Source organism: Oceanicoccus sagamiensis (assembly GCF_002117105.1).
In the GTDB taxonomy this organism is placed as follows: domain Bacteria; phylum Pseudomonadota; class Gammaproteobacteria; order Pseudomonadales; family Dasaniaceae; genus Oceanicoccus; species Oceanicoccus sagamiensis.
The window spans coordinates 457,329-478,560 of sequence record NZ_CP019343.1 but is presented as its reverse complement, the minus strand read 5'-3'; the positions used below and the strand labels follow the sequence as shown (position 1 = coordinate 478,560).

The 21,232-nt window shown below is 47.7% G+C and carries 20 protein-coding genes, 2 tRNA genes and 1 pseudogene; 18 read left to right on the top strand and 5 right to left on the bottom strand.

All coding sequences use genetic code 11. The annotated features are described in order from the left end of the window. Positions 1-72 precede the first annotated feature (72 nt). Positions 73-1,140: a ParB/RepB/Spo0J family partition protein gene (locus tag BST96_RS02200; protein WP_085757114.1), complete on the bottom strand. Its 1,068-nt coding sequence runs from the start codon at positions 1,138-1,140 to the stop codon at positions 73-75. A gap of 143 nt (positions 1,141-1,283) precedes the next feature. Between BST96_RS02200 and ampD the strand changes: the two genes are divergently transcribed. Further along, the gene (gene ampD, locus BST96_RS02195) at positions 1,284-1,874 is read left to right on the top strand and encodes a 1,6-anhydro-N-acetylmuramyl-L-alanine amidase AmpD (protein ID WP_420814627.1); all 591 of its coding nucleotides are present in this window, start codon (positions 1,284-1,286) and stop codon (positions 1,872-1,874) included. A 45-nt stretch (positions 1,875-1,919) separates the two neighbouring features. Further along, the gene (gene ampE / locus BST96_RS02190; protein WP_085757112.1) at positions 1,920-2,789 is read left to right on the top strand and encodes a regulatory signaling modulator protein AmpE; all 870 of its coding nucleotides are present in this window, start codon (positions 1,920-1,922) and stop codon (positions 2,787-2,789) included. A gap of 17 nt (positions 2,790-2,806) precedes the next feature. Here the strand turns inward: ampE and BST96_RS02185 are convergent, their stop codons facing one another. Next, the gene (locus tag BST96_RS02185) at positions 2,807-3,730 is read right to left on the bottom strand and encodes a LysR family transcriptional regulator (RefSeq protein ID WP_206045385.1); all 924 of its coding nucleotides are present in this window, start codon (positions 3,728-3,730) and stop codon (positions 2,807-2,809) included. Between the two features lie 165 nt (positions 3,731-3,895). On the opposite strand from BST96_RS02185, the gene aptA reads away from it, so the two are divergent. After that, a complete protein-coding gene (gene aptA, locus BST96_RS02180) occupies positions 3,896-5,239 on the top strand; it encodes an omega-aminotransferase AptA (protein ID WP_085757111.1) in 1,344 nt (447 codons plus the stop codon). Between the two features lie 95 nt (positions 5,240-5,334). On the opposite strand, the gene BST96_RS02175 is transcribed toward aptA, so the two are convergent. Then, a complete protein-coding gene (locus BST96_RS02175) occupies positions 5,335-6,381 on the bottom strand; it encodes an alpha/beta fold hydrolase (RefSeq protein ID WP_085757110.1) in 1,047 nt (348 codons plus the stop codon). Positions 6,382-6,416: 35 nt separating this feature from the next. Continuing rightward, positions 6,417-7,943 (bottom strand): ferrochelatase, encoded by a 1,527-nt coding sequence (locus BST96_RS02170; RefSeq protein WP_085757109.1) that lies wholly within the window; start codon positions 7,941-7,943, stop codon positions 6,417-6,419. Between the two features lie 223 nt (positions 7,944-8,166). Here BST96_RS02170 and BST96_RS02165 point away from each other — a divergent pair, with 223 nt between their 5' ends. From BST96_RS02165 to BST96_RS02145, 5 genes are all read left to right on the top strand, one after another. Further along, the gene (locus BST96_RS02165; protein ID WP_085757108.1) at positions 8,167-8,874 is read left to right on the top strand and encodes a HupE/UreJ family protein; all 708 of its coding nucleotides are present in this window, start codon (positions 8,167-8,169) and stop codon (positions 8,872-8,874) included. A 46-nt stretch (positions 8,875-8,920) separates the two neighbouring features. After that, positions 8,921-9,340: a BLUF domain-containing protein gene (locus BST96_RS02160; RefSeq protein ID WP_085757107.1), complete on the top strand. Its 420-nt coding sequence runs from the start codon at positions 8,921-8,923 to the stop codon at positions 9,338-9,340. A gap of 72 nt (positions 9,341-9,412) precedes the next feature. Beyond that, positions 9,413-10,063, top strand: a complete 651-nt coding sequence (locus BST96_RS02155; protein WP_085757106.1) for a cupin domain-containing protein — start codon at positions 9,413-9,415, stop codon at positions 10,061-10,063. Between the two features lie 242 nt (positions 10,064-10,305). Then, positions 10,306-11,178 (top strand): HpcH/HpaI aldolase/citrate lyase family protein, encoded by an 873-nt coding sequence (locus BST96_RS02150; RefSeq protein ID WP_169713868.1) that lies wholly within the window; start codon positions 10,306-10,308, stop codon positions 11,176-11,178. A gap of 4 nt (positions 11,179-11,182) precedes the next feature. Further along, the gene (locus tag BST96_RS02145) at positions 11,183-11,926 is read left to right on the top strand and encodes a spermidine synthase (protein ID WP_085757105.1); all 744 of its coding nucleotides are present in this window, start codon (positions 11,183-11,185) and stop codon (positions 11,924-11,926) included. Here BST96_RS02145 and BST96_RS02140 read toward each other — a convergent pair. Continuing rightward, positions 11,923-12,231: a YhbY family RNA-binding protein gene (locus BST96_RS02140; protein ID WP_085757104.1), complete on the bottom strand. Its 309-nt coding sequence runs from the start codon at positions 12,229-12,231 to the stop codon at positions 11,923-11,925. The genes BST96_RS02145 and BST96_RS02140 overlap by 4 nt on opposite strands. Positions 12,232-12,360: 129 nt before the next feature. Here BST96_RS02140 and rlmE point away from each other — a divergent pair, with 129 nt between their 5' ends. From rlmE to nusA, 10 genes and pseudogenes are all read left to right on the top strand, one after another. Beyond that, complete coding sequence (gene rlmE / locus BST96_RS02135) at positions 12,361-12,984, top strand: 23S rRNA (uridine(2552)-2'-O)-methyltransferase RlmE (RefSeq protein ID WP_085757103.1); 624 nt, start codon at positions 12,361-12,363, stop codon at positions 12,982-12,984. A gap of 142 nt (positions 12,985-13,126) precedes the next feature. Continuing rightward, positions 13,127-15,046 carry an ATP-dependent zinc metalloprotease FtsH gene (gene ftsH, locus BST96_RS02130; protein WP_085760453.1) on the top strand — a complete coding sequence of 640 codons (1,920 nt, stop codon included), beginning with the start codon at positions 13,127-13,129 and terminating at the stop codon, positions 15,044-15,046. A gap of 83 nt (positions 15,047-15,129) precedes the next feature. Beyond that, positions 15,130-15,920 (top strand): annotated as a pseudogene (gene folP, locus BST96_RS02125) (dihydropteroate synthase). A 39-nt stretch (positions 15,921-15,959) separates the two neighbouring features. Beyond that, a complete protein-coding gene (glmM, locus tag BST96_RS02120; protein ID WP_085757102.1) occupies positions 15,960-17,297 on the top strand; it encodes a phosphoglucosamine mutase in 1,338 nt (445 codons plus the stop codon). Between the two features lie 115 nt (positions 17,298-17,412). Then, complete coding sequence (gene tpiA / locus BST96_RS02115) at positions 17,413-18,174, top strand: triose-phosphate isomerase (RefSeq protein ID WP_085757101.1); 762 nt, start codon at positions 17,413-17,415, stop codon at positions 18,172-18,174. A 47-nt stretch (positions 18,175-18,221) separates the two neighbouring features. Continuing rightward, a complete protein-coding gene (secG, locus tag BST96_RS02110; protein WP_085757100.1) occupies positions 18,222-18,635 on the top strand; it encodes a preprotein translocase subunit SecG in 414 nt (137 codons plus the stop codon). A 9-nt stretch (positions 18,636-18,644) separates the two neighbouring features. After that, positions 18,645-18,730: transfer RNA gene (locus BST96_RS02105), tRNA-Leu, on the top strand. A gap of 217 nt (positions 18,731-18,947) precedes the next feature. After that, a tRNA-Met gene (locus tag BST96_RS02100) sits at positions 18,948-19,024 on the top strand. Positions 19,025-19,198: 174 nt separating this feature from the next. Continuing rightward, positions 19,199-19,654 carry a ribosome maturation factor RimP gene (rimP, locus tag BST96_RS02095; RefSeq protein ID WP_085757099.1) on the top strand — a complete coding sequence of 152 codons (456 nt, stop codon included), beginning with the start codon at positions 19,199-19,201 and terminating at the stop codon, positions 19,652-19,654. Positions 19,655-19,710: 56 nt separating this feature from the next. Further along, on the top strand, positions 19,711-21,216 hold the full coding sequence (gene nusA, locus BST96_RS02090) for a transcription termination factor NusA (RefSeq protein WP_085757098.1): 1,506 nt from the start codon (positions 19,711-19,713) through the stop codon (positions 21,214-21,216). Positions 21,217-21,232: the final 16 nt, after the last annotated feature.

The following is a 21,232-nucleotide window of genomic DNA, read 5'->3' as shown; positions in this document are numbered from 1 at the left end:
ACAGTCAGAGTGCTGGCATTCAATCACTGAATTAATGTTTTTTTCCTATACTTTCGCCTACTTTCGCCGCTTTTACTTGTGGTCGTTATGGGCTTCGTTAAATGATTTAAAAATGGCTCTTTTGCCAAAAATAAGCCGCTTAAGAAAAATTAAGGATCGCCATATATAACCCTGCTTAAACATTTTTTTCTTGAAGGCAGAGGAATAATAGCGATTTAGCCTATAGCCTAGATACGATTTCATAAAGGACGATAGAGAGTATTTATAGTTAGTCTCCAGATCGAATTGCTTAAGTAGGCTTTCTGCCTGCCTGATTTTTTTTGTCTTTTCAAAGGTTAAATCTACAATAATGGCATCGATTTTAGTAAGGCCAATTTCTTTTGCCGCTGTATATCTGTGATGGCCATCCACGATTAAATGTGTTCCATCTTTTTCTGTGCTTACTATTATTGGGGTGAATTTCCCTGATTTTTTATGGGTTTGTTTAAGTGCGTTGATAGATTCTTGGTCACGCGTCCATGTTTTATTTTCAAAGAAAACTGATTTGATATTTGTAAGATCAATCTCTTTAATACCCATTATTTTTGTGTCGACATTGCCCGCTTCTGCTTTGTTGTTGAAGTTGTCAATGATTCTATCTGGGTGATATTCTCTTTCATAAGACTCTGATGACTCAAATTCATTGAGTTGTTCCACTGCTTCGGCAAAACCGGCAGCAATCGCTCTAAATCGCTCTCGGTCAAGGCCTATCCTAAAGTCTCTATAATGGATGTGGATTTCATCTGTTACATAGACATCTTGTAATTCGATAGCCAGTTCATTGGCAAAGTAAGTTGACTTATTAGGTGATGGAGAGTTTTCAAGAAATTTGAGTTGTCGCTCTTTGCCTCCAGCAATCATAATGGTGGTGGGAAATTCCTGTTCAGCGTAATCCGGGTTTTGTTCCAGAAAATTTCTAACATCTTCTGTCGATGTCGCAAGAATATCGGCATATTCAAAATACTCATCCAGAGAAAATACCGTTCTGTATTCCCGGTGATGTATATGAATATTTTCGGCAAGATCTATAAAAAGTCTGGAGTGGTGAGGCTCTCGGTCTGGTAACTTGCTTTGGTGAAGGAATTTTCTGACTGAACCCATTTGGTTCTCCGTTGAGGCCTTGATCTCATGTTGCTGTTAAGGTGCATGGACTAATCCAGTCGATGTTAAATGACATTGAGGAAGTGTACCAGTTTTTAGTGTGTGATCTATTGAGCTAATATCAAATACAACAGTTTATCGCTGTGCTATCCTTCTACCATCCGAAAAAAATTCCAGGGACTCTCTTAGTGATCCATAGCGCCGACCACTGGTTAGTAGATGTACATCAGGTAATCTCCCCAAATTGCAATCTTCGCCCATCAGCGTCAGAGATCTCTTTATTGGTTATCCACAACATCAGCCTGCCCGCCGGTGAGTTTGGCAGTGGCTATATTGAGAGGCTTTTCACTAACTGTCTGGACTGTGATGCCCACCCCAGCTTTGATGACTTAAGAGACTTACAGGTTTCCAGTCACTGCCTGATTGATCGGGCCGGGGTGATTACCCAGTTTGTGCCGTTGAATAAACGGGCATGGCATGCCGGGGAATCCGAGTTTCAGGGGCGCTCTAATTGCAATGATTTTAGTATTGGTATTGAACTGGAGGGGACGGATGATTGTCCCTATACTGCCTTACAGTATCAGGCCTTACAGACCCTGTGCAGGCAAATACTATCGGCTTATCCGGCGATCACCGTCGATCGTATTGTAGGGCATTGTGATATAGCGCCGGGGCGTAAAACGGACCCGGGCGCCGCTTTTGACTGGGCGTTGTTTAGAGACTTATTATCGTAGATTAAATGCAGACTCGAATGAGCTGATAGGCTCTTGGGAATAGTAATGGAATTTCTAACCGTAGTAATTGTACTTGGCCTGTTACAGCTGTGGGGCTCCGGTGGTCCACTTCAGCGGGATGATTGGTTTTATCAATTTAATAGTAATATTCCCCAGCGTCTGGCCTCTGCTGAATTGCGTTTGCTGGTGGCGATAGGGCTGCCTGCACTGGGGGTGTTTCTACTGCAGGACTTGGTAGAGTCTGTGCTGTTTGGTTTATTGTCACTGGTGCTCTATGTCACCCTATTATTATTTAGTCTGGGGCGTGGTGATTTTAACCAGAACTTGCAGCACTATATCGATGCCTGGAAGCGGGGAGACTTTGAAAGCGCCTATGACAAGGCGGCGGCGATTGGTGATTTCCAGCAGAGCGAAGCGATTGCTGACCATGTGGCCTTACATGAGCATATTCGCAGAGCGTTTTTACATGAAGGGTTTGAGCGCTGGTTTGCCGTTGTGTTTTGGTTTTTACTGTTAGGGCCGGTAGGCGCAGTGATTTACCGCTTACTTTATCTGGCTGCGCGCAATGACTCCTTTCAAGAGGATGACCGGCAGTTGGCGTTGCACTGGCTGCATTATTTGGATTGGGTGCCGGCCAGATTATTGGCGCTGTCTTTCTCTTTGACGGGCAACTTTGTGAATAGCTTTAGCCGCTATTGGTCATCGATATTGGATAATCAGCCGACACCGGAGCTACTGGACCAAAGTGCTGTTGCCGCTATCAGCGGCCTAAATACCTCTCAGGTTTACCCCACCGATAAGGAACATTTTATTGAGTACGGCCGCGAAGAGCTGCTAACCCTGCAATCACTATTGTCTCGCAGTGTGATTTTTTGGGTGATTATTATTGCGGTGATTACGGTCGTCGCTGGCTAAAGTCACCAGCAGCTTACTTAGTTATGGCTGTGGCTTTTGATCAGCGCTTGCAAAAAGGTCTGTGTCACTCTTGAAGGTTTAGGGGCGTGTCGAATAATGGCATTAAACTGGCAGCGGTACTGAAACGTTTTTTCTCCAATAGCGCGCATCAAACCCTGTTCAATAAAGCTTTTGGCATAGTGGTCTGGCAGATAGCCTACATAACGTCCCGATAGGATTAAATGAGCAATGGCCTCCTGATCATAGGCCGTCGCCTTGCGCTGCATCTCTAACTGGCGACCTATTTCCATATTAGGTGAGTGATAGCCTAGCCCGGCATATTTACAGGCCTGAATTTTCTTTTTACTTATCGCCGAGGTTTTTTCCTGAAACAACGCATGTTGCTTGCCGCAATACAGGTACATTTGCTCGTCATAGAGTGGGATATAGTCCAGACTGGTTGACGTGCGGTGGCCGGGGATAATGCCGATATGAAAGCGGCCATCCATAACAGCTCTTTCGATTTCATTAATCGGCTCTACATAGATTTCTATATCAACATCCGGTGCCATATCATCAAATAGGCGCAGGCTTTTATCGACAAAGGCATTGGGGTTGGTGACGGTCTTATCAAAAATGGCCAGACTGAGGGTTCCGGTTAAACGGCGGTGCACATCATCGACTTCGGCACGAAACTCATCAATAGAGGCTAGCATGCGCAGGCCGGCATCATAGATATGTCGGCCCTCAGGGGTTAATGAAAACCCGCCCCGGCCGCGCTGGCACAAAGTCACACCCAGGCGGAGCTCTAAGTCCTTGATATGGCGGCTAATAGTGGAGCGGTTAATATTAAGTTCAAGCTCGGCGGCAGAAAAACCGCCGCATTCGGCCACCGTTTTAAACACTCGCAATAGGCGGATATCAGTATCGCTAAGCTGCCCCAGCAAGGCTTTTTTGACCATGGCAAACGGCTCTTTGGTGGATAATTATAAAGTTTCATAATAATGAAACTAAAGGTTTATAGATAGTAGTTTATACAACAAATAAATCCGGTTAAAGTAGCCGCCTTTATCGATACACTGCCATACTCGCGCAAGCGAGGGCAGGGCACATCACCTACTGTGAGAATGACTATGAGCTTTGAAGACAAAACCGGCGGTCTTAGCCAGCAACAATTAGAGTCGCACTGGATGCCTTTTACCGGCAACCGGGAATTTAAGCAAAACCCCCGGATGATTGAGTCGGCCAAAGGTGTTTACTTTACCGATGTTGAAGGTCGCCAGATATTGGATGGGCTATCGGGCTTATGGACCTGTGGTCTGGGTCATTCCAATCAGGCGATAACCGATGCGGTCAGTCGGCAAATGGCGACTCTGGATTATTCGCCGGGTTTCCAGTTTGGCCATAAGTTGTCTTTTGAATTAGCCAATCGTATTACCGAGATGGCTCCGGATGGTTTGGACTATGCCTTTTTTACCGGCTCAGGCTCTGAGAGTGTAGAGACCGCCTTAAAAATGGCCCGTGCCTATTGGCGACTAAAAGGTCAGGCAGGCAAAACCCGAATGATCGGACGCCAGAAAGGCTATCACGGCGTTAACTTTGGCGGCATTAGTGTGGGTGGTATGGTTGGCAATCGCAAAATGTATGGCCAGGGTATTGAGGCTGATCACCTGCCCCATACCCAGTTAGCCGAAAATGCTTTTTCTAAAGGTATGCCTGAGCAGGGTGCGCATTTGGCGGACGAGCTTGAATCGATTATTGGCCTGCATGATGCGTCCACCATTGCCGCTGTTATTATTGAGCCCTTCTCAGGTTCTGGCGGAGTTGTCGTGCCACCGCAGGGCTATCTACAACGCATTCGGGATATCTGTACCAAGCATAATATTTTACTCATCTTTGATGAAGTCATTACCGGTTTTGGTCGCTGTGGTGCCAACTTTGGTGCCGATGCCTTCGGTGTTACCCCCGATATTATGACCACGGCCAAACAGGTCACAAACGGGACTATCCCAATGGGTGCCGTGATCAGTTCAGCGGATATTTACACGACCTTTATGGACAATGGTGGCCCTGACTATATGGTGGAGTTCCCCCATGGTTATACCTATTCTGCTCACCCTGTAGCTTGTGCGGCGGGTTTGGCGACCTTGGATGTATTGCAAAATGACAATATGATTCAGCGTTCTGCAGAGATGGCCCCGGTATTAGAAGCCGCGGCCCATAGCTTAAAAGGGGCCAAGTATGTGGCTGATATTCGTAACTATGGCCTGGCGGCAGGTTTTACTATTGAAGCCTTTCCGGGAGAGCCAGCACGTAGGCCTTTTGAAGTAGCGATGAAATGTTGGGAGAAAGGATTTTATGTGCGCTACGGTGGTGATTGCCTGGCAATCGCGCCGCCATTTACCATCGAAAGTGCTGAGATAGATAGCTTGGTCAATGCTTTAGGTGAGTCGCTGAACGAACTTGATTAATGGTTTAGCGATAAAAAGGTGGAATATATTCCACCCTACGCTGGTAGGGTGGATTGTAATCCACCTTTATCCACCCAGCTTATCCAACCAAAACGCTACTTTAAAAAATCCACAATCATTTTATTAGAGCGTTCTACCTGATCGTAGATCACCGCATGGCCTGCGCCGGATAAAACTTCAGCACGGGTATTGGGCATCAGTTTTTCTGCACGCTTGGCAACCTTATACGGGTTATAGAGAACTTCATGTTCACCAAAAATAACCAGTGCTTCGCTTTGCATTGAGCGCAGCAGGGATTTTGGCTCCGATAAAAAGAACTTGCGTAGTACTTTTAACGCTTTAAAGAAATCGATTTTATTGGTCTTTTCCCCATAAACTCCCATTGATCGGTCTAGGCGGAAATGACGTGTACACAGTGCCATAGCCCTGGCCAGTTGACGGTCAAAGGTACCAAAAGAGCCTCCAGGACTTTTTGAGGTCACCGACTTGGCGGTTAAATCTTTTTCCAGTGAATCGACATCTTTGCCTTTGCGTAACACTTTGGTTAGCCAGATTTTAATCGGTAAGCGTGCATGGGAGATACCCATAGGGCTAAGCATAATCACCTTATTGATCCGCTCAGGTTTATGAATGGCCATTTGCATCACCTGCCAGCCGCCAGCACTCACGCCAATAAAGTGGGCTTTATCAATCTTCAGGTCATCAATCACATCCGTTAGCCAATGAACATAATCGTCATTAAGGTAGGAGGGAGGGTTAGGGTCGCTTAAGCCAGGTTGACCAACGGTATCTAAAGCATAAACACGAAAGTGCTTGGAAAATTCAGTTAACTGGTTTCTCCAAAGCGGAGCGCTACCCGCTGCAGCTTGTACCAAAATCAGTGGTTCAGCATCTTCAGGGCCGCAGACCAGCATATGCGTTCTGCCAAAACGTGTGTTGGCAAATTGAGAGGTAAAGGGTACATCGATTTTCTCAACCAGGCCCTCGTACCAATCCATAATTTCGTTAAAGCCCTGTTCGGACTTATAGAGTGCCATTTTGCCTTCAGTGGGGCGGGCTTCTGTGCGTACCTTTTCCCGTGCGGCAAAGCCGGAAGCTAATGCAGTAGCGCGTTGATTGGCTGTATCAGCTAATTGGCTCATAGTGGCTCTCCGAATTAGATCATTTGTTATTACTGTTATATTTCAAAACGTAGAGATTTTTTATCCCGCATTTGGGCAATACTTTCAGCGTTCTTCATTTGCCACATCGGTGATGGTGCCAGACCTTGTGACAAAATGGAATCAATCGATTTAAAGTGGGCTTCAACGACTGGGGCGCGGTATTTCCCCACTGGAACACTGGTATAAATAATGGTGGTACCGTCTTGCTTAAAGGTTCTAACCAGCGGCTCATTCCAATTTTGATAATCAATTGGCTCGTAGACATCAAAGCCTTCAAAGCCCTGGAAGTTCATTAATGCGTGAGCGAATAAGGTGTCGGTATTTTCAGTAATAAACTCGACCGGAAGATTGATCACATAATCATAGTCTTCTTCAATACCTTGCCAGAAGGCTTCATTGGTTGATTGGTACATATCGGTCATTTCTGCAAAATAGTCCTGACAGATCACCACCTCTGTGCGAGCAAAGCCTTTTTCTTTATTGAGGATATTATCAATATCAGACTGCATAGCACTTAGATAGGGTTTGGAGAGCTGCAACCAGGCTTCATTACTGACCATTTCCCAGGGCATACCGTGGAAGGAGGCGACAACTTTTACGGATTTATCTTTAGGGATAGCGGCTATTTGATCGCGCAGCAAGTCTAAGTAGGCCTGACGAAGTTCTGGGAAGTCAGCCAGTTGCGGAGCAATAATCGTTTTAATCGTTTTCTGGTTTTGTTCTTCCCACTCGCTGATATATTCCATGCCCAGACGCACCGAAGCATTAAACTCTTCATAGTGAGACATAATTGGACGTGGTGGTGCAAACACAATCGTATTGGCGCCGCCGTCCAGTAGTTCAAACATCGCCCGGCGGGCTTCGGTATATTTTTCGGTATTGGCCCAGCGCCAGTCAACATCGTCGTATTTTGCACCGACTTGTTTCATGGTTTCTGCAACCAGAGCTTTAATGCCAGCTTCTTCAGGCACTCGGCCATCCACTAATCCTGCGCCCTCATTGTGGTAATAGACCTGAGCTTTGGCCATAAAGGCTGCTGCTTTCGTAGGCATACCGGCATCGCGTTCTTTATAGAGAAAGTAACCGGGAGTGGCTGCATCGCTGCCTTTGACAAAAGAAATTTTGCCCTGATGGTATTTTTCCACATAACTAATACCGTCAATATCGCTGCTGTTGCCGTTGTGGTCAACCAGTTGGGTGGGGGTAAATTCTTCCAGTTCGAAATAGCGTTTTGTATCGTAAAGGGGGGTGCCACTATCGATTTTCAGCAGTTCCCGGATTGGCCAGGGAATAATTTTTAAGGGTTTAAAAAAGACATTATAGTAGACCTCTTCATCATATTTCTCAGGCAAAATCATTTGCGAGATATAGATGCCTACTTTGCCCTCTGGACGAGTGTCCTGTTCTTGGTAGTAGCTATAGTAGTTGGGTTCCTGTAGCTCGGCAGGCTGGTTTTTCACTTGATACGTTGCATAGAGGGCCACTGCCGAAAGGCCGATCACGGATAAGGTGGAAATACCTACTTTTTGCCAGAGCTTCATTATTCTGTCCCCATTGCTGCGCTAGCAGCTTAACAACCCTTATTGAATTAACACATCTACGGGGCTAAGGCATGGCTGGATCATCTATTAGAAAGCAAAATTTATTATTAGCGGATGTGATCCATGGTTGTTTAGATGGCGTAATAAGCCCAAAGACATTGGCTGAAAATGTCATGGTCACTGATAAGCACAGTCTTGAATACTCTTTAGGGGAATAACAACAATGAAAACGATAGACGCCCATACGCTCGCTAATATTGCCAGAAGCGCTATTGCTCTGCTGCTGTTAATGGTTTTCACCAACGCCAGCGCTCAGGCGCATCCGTTGGATGAGGCTGTGGCTATCTTTGAAGATATGAGCGCAACAGCCGGTGTTATTCCTGAGTTTATCGCCCTGGGTTTTACACATATTCTTCCTAAGGGTATGGATCATATTCTATTTGTATTGGGCTTATTCTTTCTCAGTCTAAGAATGTCAGTACTGTTTTGGCAGATTACGGCATTTACTCTGGCGCACTCTGTCACTCTGGCATTAACTATCTTTGGTGTTATCTCCGTACCCGCTGAAATTGTTGAGCCGATTATCGCCTTATCGATTGCGGTGATTGCCTTTGAAAATATCTACCGCAAGGATTTAAAAGTCTGGCGTATTGCTGTGATTTTTATCTTTGGATTAATTCACGGCATGGGTTTTGCCGGTGTCTTGACCGGCCTTGGTTTACCGCCAGAATCACAGTGGACCGCTCTGGTTGCTTTTAATATCGGCGTTGAGTTTGGCCAGATCACTGTGGTGCTATTGGCGCTGGGTGTGGTGTGGTTGATGCGCAACCAGCAATGGTACCGTCAGTGGGTCAGCATTCCTGCTTCTGTCACCATTGGCTGTATTGGCCTGTTATGGTTTTATGAGCGTGCAGTTATGGGCGTGGCATAGATAGTTCAGGTACATGCCTCTTATGTTCTGATAGCGGAGCGACGTCATGTTTTTGGTTCGTCTGGTTTATGCGAGTAGAAAAAGCCCCGACTTTAATGAGTCCGATATAGAGCAGTTATTAGCGTCGGCAAGAAAGCATAATCTTGCCAACCATGTTACTGGCTTGCTTTGCTTTAATAGAAAGTATTTTTTGCAATGCCTTGAAGGATCTCGGGCCAGAGTTAACGCCACTTACCATAATATTTTAAATGACCCCCGCCATAATGATATTGTGATGCTGGATTACCGCGAGGTAGACTCGAGAAAATTTGATGCCTGGTCAATGGGCTATATGCCTGAGTCCAGTCTGACCACACCTCTTAACCTGCGTTATTCAGGTACCCCGGAATTTGACCCCTACGATATGTCTGGTGAAAGCGCCTATCAAATGATGCTGGAGTTGGGCGCCACAGTGCCCGTTATCTAACAGGCCTGGGCTTTACAGCGCTTGCATGGATACTTACGATACCGGTTCTTTTTATCTTATTGAGTAATAACATTGATCAATCTGGATTTTAGTCAGCGCGTAGTGATCGATTCATCTAAACAGGAATGGGTGGCCAGCCCTATGGCTGGGGTTTGGCGCAAGCCTTTGGCCCGAGAGGATGCCGAACGCGGTCATGCGACGAGTATTGTGCGTTATGAACCGGGCGCAAGTTTCTCAGCTCACGACCATCCTTTGGGTGAAGAGATTCTGGTACTGGAAGGCACTTTCTCGGATGAAACCGGCGACTATAAAGCGGGCACTTATTTTCGTAATCCAGAAGGTTTTCGCCATGCTCCCTTTAGTGAAGAAGGCTGTGTGATTTTGGTTAAACTGCATCAGTTTCAAACCGACGATGACAAGCATGTGGTGATTGATACGAAAACCACTCCTTGGTCTCCAGGTAATGGAGGCTTGCAAGTGATGTCTTTGCATCAGTTTGGTACAGAGCAAGTCGCGCTGGTGAAATGGCCTGCCGGTGAACGCTTTCAGCCCCATACCCATATGGGCGGTGAAGAGATTTATGTTATCAGCGGTGAATTTATCGATGAGCAGGGCCGCTACCCGGCCGGGACATGGATTCGCAGCCCTCATCTTAGTCGGCATAATCCCTATGTTGAAGAAGAGACGGTTATTTGGGTCAAGGTTGGTCATCTGCCTGTTTAAGGCTTCTTTATTTTCCGCGGCAGTGAATTGCTGTTAGGGGAAAATTCTTTTGATAAGTTAAGTGCTGTAGGGTGGATTATAATCCACCGGTTTTTAAGGCTTATAGCTGGGCTTGGTGGATTGTAATCCACCCTACGATATTACCCAGTACATCACTGCCGGACCTTAGCCCAAAGCTCAGTAAAATTCACACTCTAATCATGTTAGAATCCGGCGCTTAATTTCCCCTAGAGAGGTTTGTTATGCCCGTAAGACCCCGTCGCTCCGTTCTTTATATGCCAGGCTCCAATCAACGTGCCTTGGAAAAAGCGCGTACTTTAGCTGCTGATACGTTGGTGTTGGACCTTGAGGACTCGGTCGGCCCGGAGAAAAAAGTGGAGGCCAGAGACATGGTAGTGGCAGCAGTTAAGGCTGGGGGTTATGGCAAGCGTGAAATTATTATCCGGGCCAATAGCCTGGATAGCGAATGGGGTGAAGACGATGTGCGGGCCATTGGCTTATCCGGTGCCGACGGTGTTTGCCTGCCAAAGATTGAAAATGAAGCGGAAGTTGAAGCGGCGATTAAAGTCTTAAATGATGTCGGCGCCCCTGAGACGATGCAAGTGTGGGTGATGATTGAAACACCACTGGGTGTTACCAATATCCACCAAATAGCAAGCTCTGATGCGCGTATGACAGTGATTGCTATGGGGACAACAGACCTTGCCAAAGAACTTCGTGTACCCCACCGCCCAGATCGTATTGGCTTGCTGCACTCCCTTAGCCAATGTGTTTTAGCCGCCCGTGCCCATGACAAAGAAATTTTGGATGGCGTCTATTTAGATCTGCAAAATGATGCTGGTTTTACTGAGGTTTGCCAGCAGGGTAGAGATTTAGGTTTTGATGGTAAGACCTTAATTCACCCGAAACAATTGGCCGCTGCTAATGATGTGTTTGGTCCGGGCGCTGACGATATTGAACGTGCAGAAAAAATTATTGCGGCCTGGAAATTAGCTGAAGCTGAAGGCAAAGGCGTGGTAGTTGTCGATGGTAAGTTGGTTGAAGGTATGCATGTTGATGAGGCTAAACGTCACCTGCTGCTGGCAGAAAAAATAGCTGCATTAACTGAAGCCTGATCGTATGTCTTCCGGAAAAGAGGTCTACCGCTCATACGATGAATATGGTGCTATTGCGGTTTTAGATAAGGGTAATAAACGCTATCTCGCCTTTGCTGAAGGTGATGAGCAAAGCTGCCAGTTACTGTCACACCCCTTTCAGCTCCAGCACGATTATGCCCAGGCCATGTTATTGGCCCTGCTCTTTAAACAGCCCAAAACTATCACGCTATTAGGTGTGGGTGGCGGCTGCTTAGCGTCGGCTTTGCATCAGGCGATACCTGACTTAAGACTACAGTTAGTGGAGCTGCGCCCCAAGGTGCTTGAAGTGGCCTACCGTTATTTTCAATTGCCGCGTAGTGAAAGAGTCGAAGTCTTTATTGAAGACGCCAGCGAATTTATCGAGTCCGACGATAGGGAAAAAGTCGATATCCTGTTTAGCGACCTCTACAGCCCTGAAGGTTTGGACCTGCAGCAGACACAGCACTGGTTTATTGAGCGTTGCTCGCAGTTAATCAGCGATGATGGCTATCTGGTCTTAAATTGCTGGCAAATGCATCGTGGTGAGCGTGAAATGATAGAGGCACTCAAAGCGTATTTTGAGGATGTGCGGGGCTGTTTAACCGTGGAAGGCAATTGGGTCGTGATTGCCGGTAAAAAAGTCAGTCACCTCAGTGCCGCGCAAACTAAAGAGGCGGCCAAACGCTGGTCAAACCTATTGGATTATTCGTTGCTGTCTTGCTTAAACCGCTTAAAGCCGGTTACTTAGGCTGGGCGCAGCAAATTAGAGAGCTTGGGATTGGGTTTTTTGGCTTTGCGGCAAATTACCGCCACTTTACCAATTGATTGCACCAGGGTTGCTTTATGCTTGGCGCATAACTCATTGGCAATGGTTTTACGCATAGCGGGATCATTAATATTGATTTTGATCTTAATGAGCTCATGGTCTTCCAGGGCTCTTTCCAGCTCTTTTTCAATGGCCTCAGTCACCCCTTTCTCCGCAATCATAATGATCGGGTTCAGGTTGTGGGCAATGGTGCGAAGTTCTTTTTTGCGAGCGTTGGAAAGTTCCATAATGCGAAATGCAGCCGTATCTGGTAAAAAGGGCGCGTATTGTATAGCCCCACCTCTGCGATAGCAAAGTAGGGTGGATTATAATCCACCATTCACCACCACATATATTAAGCAGGTAGTAAGCCGCCAATGGCAAAGAAAGGCAATACCAGCAAAGGCTGGCTAAAAGAGCATTTTGACGATGAGTACGTAAAGCGCTCCCAGCGGGAGGGTTATCGTTCTCGTGCCTGCTATAAGTTGTTGGAATTGAACGAAAAAGACCGTTTGATCCAGCCCGGTATGACCGTGATCGATCTGGGCAGTGCGCCGGGAGGTTGGTCGCAGGTGGCGGCTGAATTGGTCGGGCATAAGGGCCGTGTGATTGCTTCGGATATTTTGCCGATGGACGGTTTGGCGGGCGTCGATTTTGTTCAGGGAGACTTTACCGAAGAGCAAGTGTTTGATTCTATTATGAAAATTATCGGTGATTCCCCTGTAGACCTTGTAATTTCGGATATGGCCCCCAATATGTCTGGTATGGCCGCTGTCGACCAGCCCCAGTCCATGTATTTGGTTGAATTGGCACTGGATATGGCGCGTCAGGTGCTTAAACCCGGGGGAGTATTTGTCGCCAAGGTCTTTCAGGGCGAAGGATTTGATCAATTATTGCGGGACATGCGTACAAGCTTTAAGACCGTACAATCGCGCAAGCCTGCGGCCTCCAGGGCCAGATCCCGTGAGGTGTATCAAGTCGGCAAGGGTTTTAAGCCTTAAGTCGCTGCTGTTATAGCCTTTTCTACGCATGGAGCCCAGGCTGAATCTGTAGTAAAGTTGGCAAATTATCGATGTATCACTGCTGCACAGTGCACAGCGGGCATCACCAAGTAGTATTTTAGAGGGTTCTCTTTTGAACGATATGGCGAAAAATCTTTTATTGTGGCTGGTCATAGCAGCGGTGCTGCTGACAGTGTTTAATAACTTTAATGTCCAGCCTCAAGCCGAGCAGCTTAACTATTCCCAGTTTATTGAAGAAGTTAAGAATGACCGTGTCAGTAACGTGATGATCGATGGCTTAACCATCACCGGCACCCGTTACGATAACAGCAAGTTCGAGACCATTCGCCCGATGCTGGAAGACCCCAAGCTGGTTGATGACCTGATTGGTCATAATGTGCAAATTGAAGGTCGCAAGCCAGAGCAGCAAAGCCTCTGGACGCAGTTGTTAGTGGCCTGTTTTCCTATCCTGATTATTATCGCTGTGTTTATGTTCTTTATGCGCCAGATGCAAGGTGGTGGCGGTGGACGTGGCGGCCCCATGGCCTTTGGTAAGAGCAAGGCCAGATTATTGGGCGAAGACCAGATTAAAACCACCTTTGCCGACGTGGCGGGTGTTGATGAAGCCAAAGAAGATGTACAAGAGCTGGTAGAATTCTTGCGCGACCCCGGTAAATTCCAACGCCTGGGTGGTCGTATCCCCCGTGGTGTATTGATGGTAGGCCAGCCCGGTACCGGTAAAACCTTATTGGCCAAAGCCATTGCCGGTGAAGCTAAAGTGCCGTTCTTCTCTATCTCCGGTTCTGACTTTGTAGAAATGTTTGTTGGTGTGGGTGCTTCCCGTGTGCGCGATATGTTTGAGCAAGCCAAGAAGCAGGCACCTTGTATTATCTTTATCGATGAGATTGATGCGGTAGGCCGTCATCGTGGTGCTGGAGTTGGTGGTGGTCACGATGAGCGTGAGCAAACCTTAAACCAGTTGTTAGTTGAGATGGATGGTTTTGAAGTCAACGATGGCGTTATTGTTATCGCTGCGACTAACCGTCCCGATGTACTGGACCCGGCTTTATTGCGCCCGGGTCGTTTTGACCGTCAGGTTGTTGTTGGTCTTCCCGATATTCGTGGTCGTGAGCAAATCCTGAAAGTACATATGCGTAAAGTCCCTTTAGGAGACAATGTTGACCCTTCCGTGATTGCCCGCGGTACCCCCGGTTTCTCCGGTGCTGATTTGGCCAACCTGGTTAATGAGGCCGCCTTGTTTGCCGCCCGTGCCAATATCCGTACAGTGGGTAGAGAGCAGTTCGAATTAGCCAAAGATAAAATCATGATGGGCGCGGAGCGTAAGTCCATGGTGATGTCAGAGAAAGAAAAGTTGAATACGGCTTATCACGAAGCGGGCCATGCCATTGTCGGTCGCATCGTGCCGGAGCATGATCCGGTCTATAAAGTGAGTATTATTCCCCGTGGTCGCGCATTGGGTGTGACGATGTTTTTACCTGAAGAAGATCGTTATAGCCACAGTAAACGGCATATCCTGAGCCAGGTTTGCTCACTCTATGGTGGTCGTATTGCTGAAGAGATGACCTTGGGCCCCGATGGTGTGACGACCGGTGCCTCTAATGATATTCAGCGTGCTTCTGAGATAACCCGCAATATGGTCACCAAATGGGGCTTATCGGAAAAGATGGGGCCATTAATGTATGACGAAGCGGAAGAGGAAGTCTTTTTAGGCCGTTCAGCTGGTTCCCAGTCAAAGAGTATCTCTGGTGAAACCGCGCAGAAAATTGATGATGAAGTGCGTCGTATTTCCGATGAGTGTTATGGTCGTGCCCAGAAAATTCTGGAGGATAACCGCGATAAGCTGGATATGATGGCGGAAGCCTTAATGACTTACGAAACCATCGATGCTTCGCAAATTGACGATATTATGGAAGGCCGCAAGCCGGGTGAGCCTGCTGATTGGCATGACGATAATAAACCCAGTGGTGGCCAGAAGGCTGAGGCAGCTGATGATACGTCGACGAAAGATGACCCTATCGGCGGCCCTGCTGGCGAGCACTAAGCTTGGCTGAAATCACGGCCCCTTCCAATAACCGAGTTCTGCAATGTGGGACTCGGTTTTTGCGTTTAGATACACCGCAGATTATGGGGGTGCTTAATGTAACCCCGGATTCTTTTTCCGATGGCGGTGACTTGCACCAAGGCGGCCGGCGCAGCTTGGATAAAGCGTTGGCGCGTGTTGAGCATATGCTCGCTGAAGGTGCTGCTATTATCGATGTGGGGGGGAATCAACCCGCCCCGGTGCCGAGCCTGTGACCCTCGCGGAGGAGCTGGATCGAGTTATTCCCGTAGTTGAGGCCATTAATCAACGCTTTGATACAATTATTTCCGTTGATACCAGTAGCCCTGAGGTGATGCAGATCGCCGCTGACAATGGCGCGGGGCTATTAAATGATGTGCGGGCACTGCAACGCCCCGGTGCCATGGAGGCTGCCGCCAATACCGGTTTGCCGGTCTGCCTGATGCATATGCAAGGCCAGCCACAAACTATGCAGCAATCTCCGGATTACAACTCAGTGGTTACTGATGTTTGTGATTATTTACAGTCTCGGGTCGAGGCCTGCCTTGCGGCAGGTATTGATCGCTCGCGTTTACTACTGGACCCCGGGTTTGGCTTTGGTAAGTCCGTGCAGCATAATCTTGGCTTGTTAAAGCATTTATCAGAACTGGTAGATAGAGGTTATCCGGTATTAGTTGGCTTGTCTCGTAAATCCTTAATCGGCAAAGTGTTAGGTCGTGATGTGGATCAGCGACTGGCGGGTAGTTTGGCTTTAGCATTACTTGCAGCTGAGCGAGGGGCGTCTATTATTCGTGTCCACGATGTTGCGGAAACGGTTGATGCAATGACCTTGTATTCAGCGGTTGTAAATAGCTAACAGGTCATTAATAACTATAAATTAAAAGGTATAAGGGTAATGTCTCGTAAATATTTTGGTACTGATGGAATTCGTGGCCGTGTAGGCGAAGGTCCAATTACCCCTGAGTTTGTATTAAAGTTGGGTTGGGCTGCCGGTAAGGTGTTTGCCCAATCTGGGCGCAGTAAAATCATTATTGGTAAAGATACACGTATTTCCGGCTATATGTTCGAGTCAGCCCTGGAGGCGGGCCTGGTAGCGGCGGGTGTCGATGTGACGATGTTAGGTCCCATGCCGACTCCGGCTATTGCCTATCTCACCAGAACCTTTCATGCTCAGGCGGGCATTGTTATTAGTGCCTCCCACAACCCTTATCATGATAATGGCATCAAGTTTTTCTCCGGTGAGGGGACCAAACTTCCCGATGAAGTAGAGCTGGAAATAGAGCGTCAAATTGACCAGCCGATGACCACGGTAGAATCTGCCAGTCTGGGTAAAGTGGTACGTATGAATGATGCTGCGGGCCGCTATATTGAATTTTGTAAAAGCACCGTCCCGGCGGGCTTTAGTTTGCGCGGTTTAAAAATTGTGGTCGATTGCGCTCACGGCGCTACCTATTATGTTGCGCCAGCGGTGTTTGATGAGTTGGGGGCAGACGTTATCTTGATGGGTGCCAAGCCCGATGGCCTGAATATTAATGAGCAGGTCGGCTCTACCAGCCCCAAGGCCTTGCAGGCCAGAGTTCTGGAAGAAAAGGCAGACTTGGGTATCGCTTTTGATGGTGATGGCGATCGTCTGGCCTTTGTGGATCGCAATGGTGAGTTTGTTGATGGTGATGAGCTGCTGTTTATTATTGCTCAGGATCAGCTTCGGACTGCAGGTAGCTGCCCCGGTGTGGTGGGTACTCTGATGTCCAACCTGGGTTTTGAGTTGGCCCTGAAAGATTTAGAGATCCCTTTTGCCCGCGCCAAAGTTGGCGACCGCTATGTGATTGAGCTAATGCAGTCTCGAGGTTGGCGCTTGGGGGGTGAAAACTCCGGACATATTATCTGTTCCGATGTCACCACCACCGGTGATGGTGTAGTCGCTGCTTTAAAGGTGCTGTTTGCGCTGGTTGATGGTGGCGCTCCCCTGCACGATATTAAAACCGGTATGAGCAAATTCCCGCAGGTGATGATTAATGTGGCCTTGGCTGACAAGTCCCGTCTGGAAAACAATGCCGAGATTGACCATGCGATCAGTCAGGCGGAGGAAAAGCTGGATGGTCGTGGTCGGGTGTTGCTTCGTCCCTCCGGGACTGAGCCAGTTGTTCGGGTGATGGTAGAAGGTGAGGACGGTGAATTAGTGGGCTTGTTGGCGAAAGAAATTGCCGCGGTAGTTGAAAAGGCCGTCGCTTAGGCTTCATCATTGAAATCCTGCGTGGACGCAGTGTTTACCTTGTATGTTACCGGTAGTTTGGGTAAGATTGCCGCCGTTTTTAGCGCCTACTCAATAACACTCATCAGGAAAAACAATGCGTCGTAGCTTGGTTGTCGGTAATTGGAAAATGCATGGCTCTGCGGCCAGTATTGATACCTTAGTTACCGGCTTGCAGCAGCAGTTAGCTAACTTGCCTGCTGACCAGACGGATATTGCGGTTTGTCCTCCTTTTGTGTTTATTCCACAGGTTATAAGTCAGCTTGAAGGTTCAGCGATCGCCTGTGGTGCTCAAAATGTGAGTGATCAGCAGGAAGGTGCGTATACCGGCGAAATTTCAGCCACGATGTTGGCTGAGCTGGGTTGTCAGTATGTCATTGTTGGTCATTCTGAGCGCAGAACCTTAATGGCCGAGTCGGATGCCGATATTGCCGCTAAATTTACTGCGGTTCAGTCTCAGGGCCTGACACCTATCTTGTGTGTAGGGGAAAGTCTGGCCCAGCGTGAGGCTGGTGAGACGTTATCCTGGATTGAGCAGCAAATTAAAGCGGTTATAGCGGTGGCTGGTATTGAGGCCATGGCGGCTTCGGTGATTGCCTATGAGCCTATTTGGGCCATTGGTACCGGCAAGACCGCTTCGCCAGAACAGGCTCAAGAGGTTCACGCCCATATCCGGCAGGTATTGGCGAATGAGAGCCAGGCTGTTGCCGGGGCTTTACAGCTACTGTACGGCGGCAGCGTGAAAGCGGATAATGCCGCTGAGTTATTTGGCAAGCAGGATATCGATGGCGCCCTGGTCGGTGGTGCAGCGCTTAAAGCGGCAGATTTTGCTGCTATATGCATGGCTGCAACTGCTTAACTTATTGTTTTTAAAGAATATTATTAGAGAAATTAGAGATATAGACAATGGAACAAGTTATATTAATCGTACATATGTTAGCCGCCTTGGCCATTATTGGCCTGATCATGATTCAGCAGGGTAAAGGGGCGGATATGGGCGCTTCCTTTGGTGCTGGCTCTTCCCAGACCTTATTTGGCAGCACCGGTGGTGGCAATGTTCTAACCAGCTCGACGGCTTGGTTGGTTACCTTATTCTTTGCCACCAGCTTCGGCTTGGCTGTGATTGCCAAAAACCAGTCAGTAGCCGTGGGTGAAGTTGATATTCCCGTACCGGCCGTGGTTGAAAGCCAGTCAGTACCTGCCTCTGAGGGCGATATCCCCGCTATTGATGAGGCCGCTATAGAGCAGTCTATGAGTGGTGATATTCCGGCTGCCGATATTCCTTCTGCTGCTTCCGGGTCTGATATCCCTGAAATGTAAACAAAACAAGCCGAAGTGGTGGAATTGGTAGACACGCCATCTTGAGGGGGTGGTGAGCTATGCTCGTGCGGGTTCAAGTCCCGCCTTCGGCACCAAACTTTGAAAAGCGCCTATGGGTTAACCATCGGCGCTTTTTTTGCCTAAAAGCCCTCCTAAACGCTATGTTGAAAAGACTGAGTAATTGGTTGACCACATAGGACCTTATCCCTATAATTCGCCCACAAATTTTGTCGTGTCTGGCCGTGTTATGGCGGTTGGTGGAAATAAGGGGCATGGTTTGGCTCAATATGTCTAAGGGGCATATTGTTTTGATGCGGGGTGGAGCAGCCTGGTAGCTCGTCGGGCTCATAACCCGAAGGTCGTCAGTTCAAATCTGGCCCCCGCTACCAAATTTTAAAGTGTCGGAATTGATTATGCTTTAATCAATTTGGCGATGCAGTTTACAGGCCCCTTATTAGGGGCTTTTTATTAGGTGCGGTATTGTCATCCCCGCGTTATATCGGGGTGGTAGTAACTGCTTAAGGAAGTGGGCTTTATGCCCATTTTTTGTTGGTGGATTTTGAATGGCAGGTAAAGACGCATTACTAACAGATTTGGTTAAGCCCGTCGCTGAGGCTCTGGGCGTTGATCTGTGGGGTGTGGAATATTTATCGCATGGCAAGCAGTCCATCGTTAGAATTTATATCGACCACGCTGACGGTATTGATGTGGATGACTGCGCCAAAGTCAGTCGTCAGGTTAGCAGTGTGTTTGATGTTGAAGACCCGATTATGGGCGAGTACACGCTGGAAGTTTCCTCCCCCGGGATGGAACGACCGCTGTTTACGCTGGAGCAGTTTGGTCTTCATATTGGTGAACAAATTAAAGTGCGTTTACGCACACCCTTTGAAGGGCGTAAAAATTTTTCCGGTCAGTTAACCGGAATAGAAGAGGGCGATGTCGTTGTTGCTGTTGATAGCGACGAATATTTATTGCCTTTTGATTTAATTGATAAAGCGAATATTGTTCCCAGCTTTTAATAGTCGGGGCATTTACCTAAGTTTAGTAATCAGGTTTTGTAGAAACGAGGCGGACAATGAACAAAGAAATTTTGCTGGTAGCAGAAGCCGTATCCAACGAAAAAGGTGTGTCGAGAGATATTATCTTTGAAGCTATCGAGCAGGCTTTGGCCAGCGCAACTAAAAAACGCTATGACGAAGATGCCGATATCAATGTCATTATTGATCGCGAAGACGGTAATTATGAAACCTACCGTCAGTGGTTGGTTGTGTCTGATGATGAAATGGCGCTGCTAGGTACTCAATTCACCACCGAAGAAGCTGCTGAGAAAGACGCTTCTTTGCAAGTAGGTGATATCTACAAAGAGCAGGTTGAGAATGTAGGCTTTGGTCGTATCGCCGCTCAAACGGCCAAGCAAGTTATTGTACAAAAGGTTCGTGAAGCTGAGCGCGCTCAAGTGGTTGAAGAGTACGAACACAGAATGGGCGAATTGATTAGCGGTACTGTTAAGAAGGTCACCCGCGACAACATCATTGTTGATTTGGGTAATAACGCTGAAGCGTCGCTACCGCGTGAAGAGTTGGTGGGGCGTGAAGTGTTCCGCATGGGTGATCGTGTTCGTGCCATCTTACAAGACGTTCGTCCAGAAGCCCGTGGCCCGCAATTGTTTTTAAGCCGCGCCTGCCCGGATATGTTGATCGAATTATTTAAAGTGGAAGTGCCAGAAATTTCAGAAGAAGTTATTGAGATTCGTGCCGCTGCCCGTGACCCCGGTTCTCGTGCCAAGATTGCCGTAAAAACCAATGATGGTCGTATCGACCCTGTTGGCGCCTGTGTTGGTATGCGTGGTTCACGCGTTCAGGCGGTATCTGGCGAGTTAGGTAATGAGCGTGTCGATATTATTTTGTGGGACGACAACCCTGCGCAGCTGGTTATCAATGCCATGGCCCCCGCGGAAGTAGAGTCTATTGTTGTTGATGAAGATACCCGCTCAATGGACGTTGCCGTAGCCGAAGACAATCTGGCTCAGGCCATTGGTCGCAGCGGTCAAAATGTCCGCTTAGCCAGTGAGCTAACCACCTGGACTATCAATGTGATGAGCATGGAAGATGCCTCTGAGAAGCATGAGAAAGAGTCTGGCGTTATTATCGGCGAGTTTATGGAAAGCCTGGATGTTGATCAGGATGTAGCAGAAGTTCTGGTTGAAGAAGGCTTCACTTCGTTGGAAGAAGTTGCCTATGTACCGCTGGAAGAAATGATGGGTATCGATGGCTTTGATGAAGAGATTGCAGAAGAGCTGCGTGCTCGCGCCAAAGATGCATTATTAACCCAAGCTATCGCCAGTGAAGAACAGTTAGGTGAAACCGAGCCTGCAGAAGACTTATTAACTATGGATGGTATGGAACGCCACTTGGCTTTTGTATTAGCCAGCAAAGGCATCATCACTATGGAAGACCTTGCCGAGCAGGCAATTGATGACCTGGTAGAAATAGAGGGCCTTGATGAACAGAAGGCCGGTGAATTAATTATGACAGCACGTGCCCCTTGGTTCGCTGAGGCTGAAGAGCAACAAAATCAGTAATAGCGAGCTGGAATCG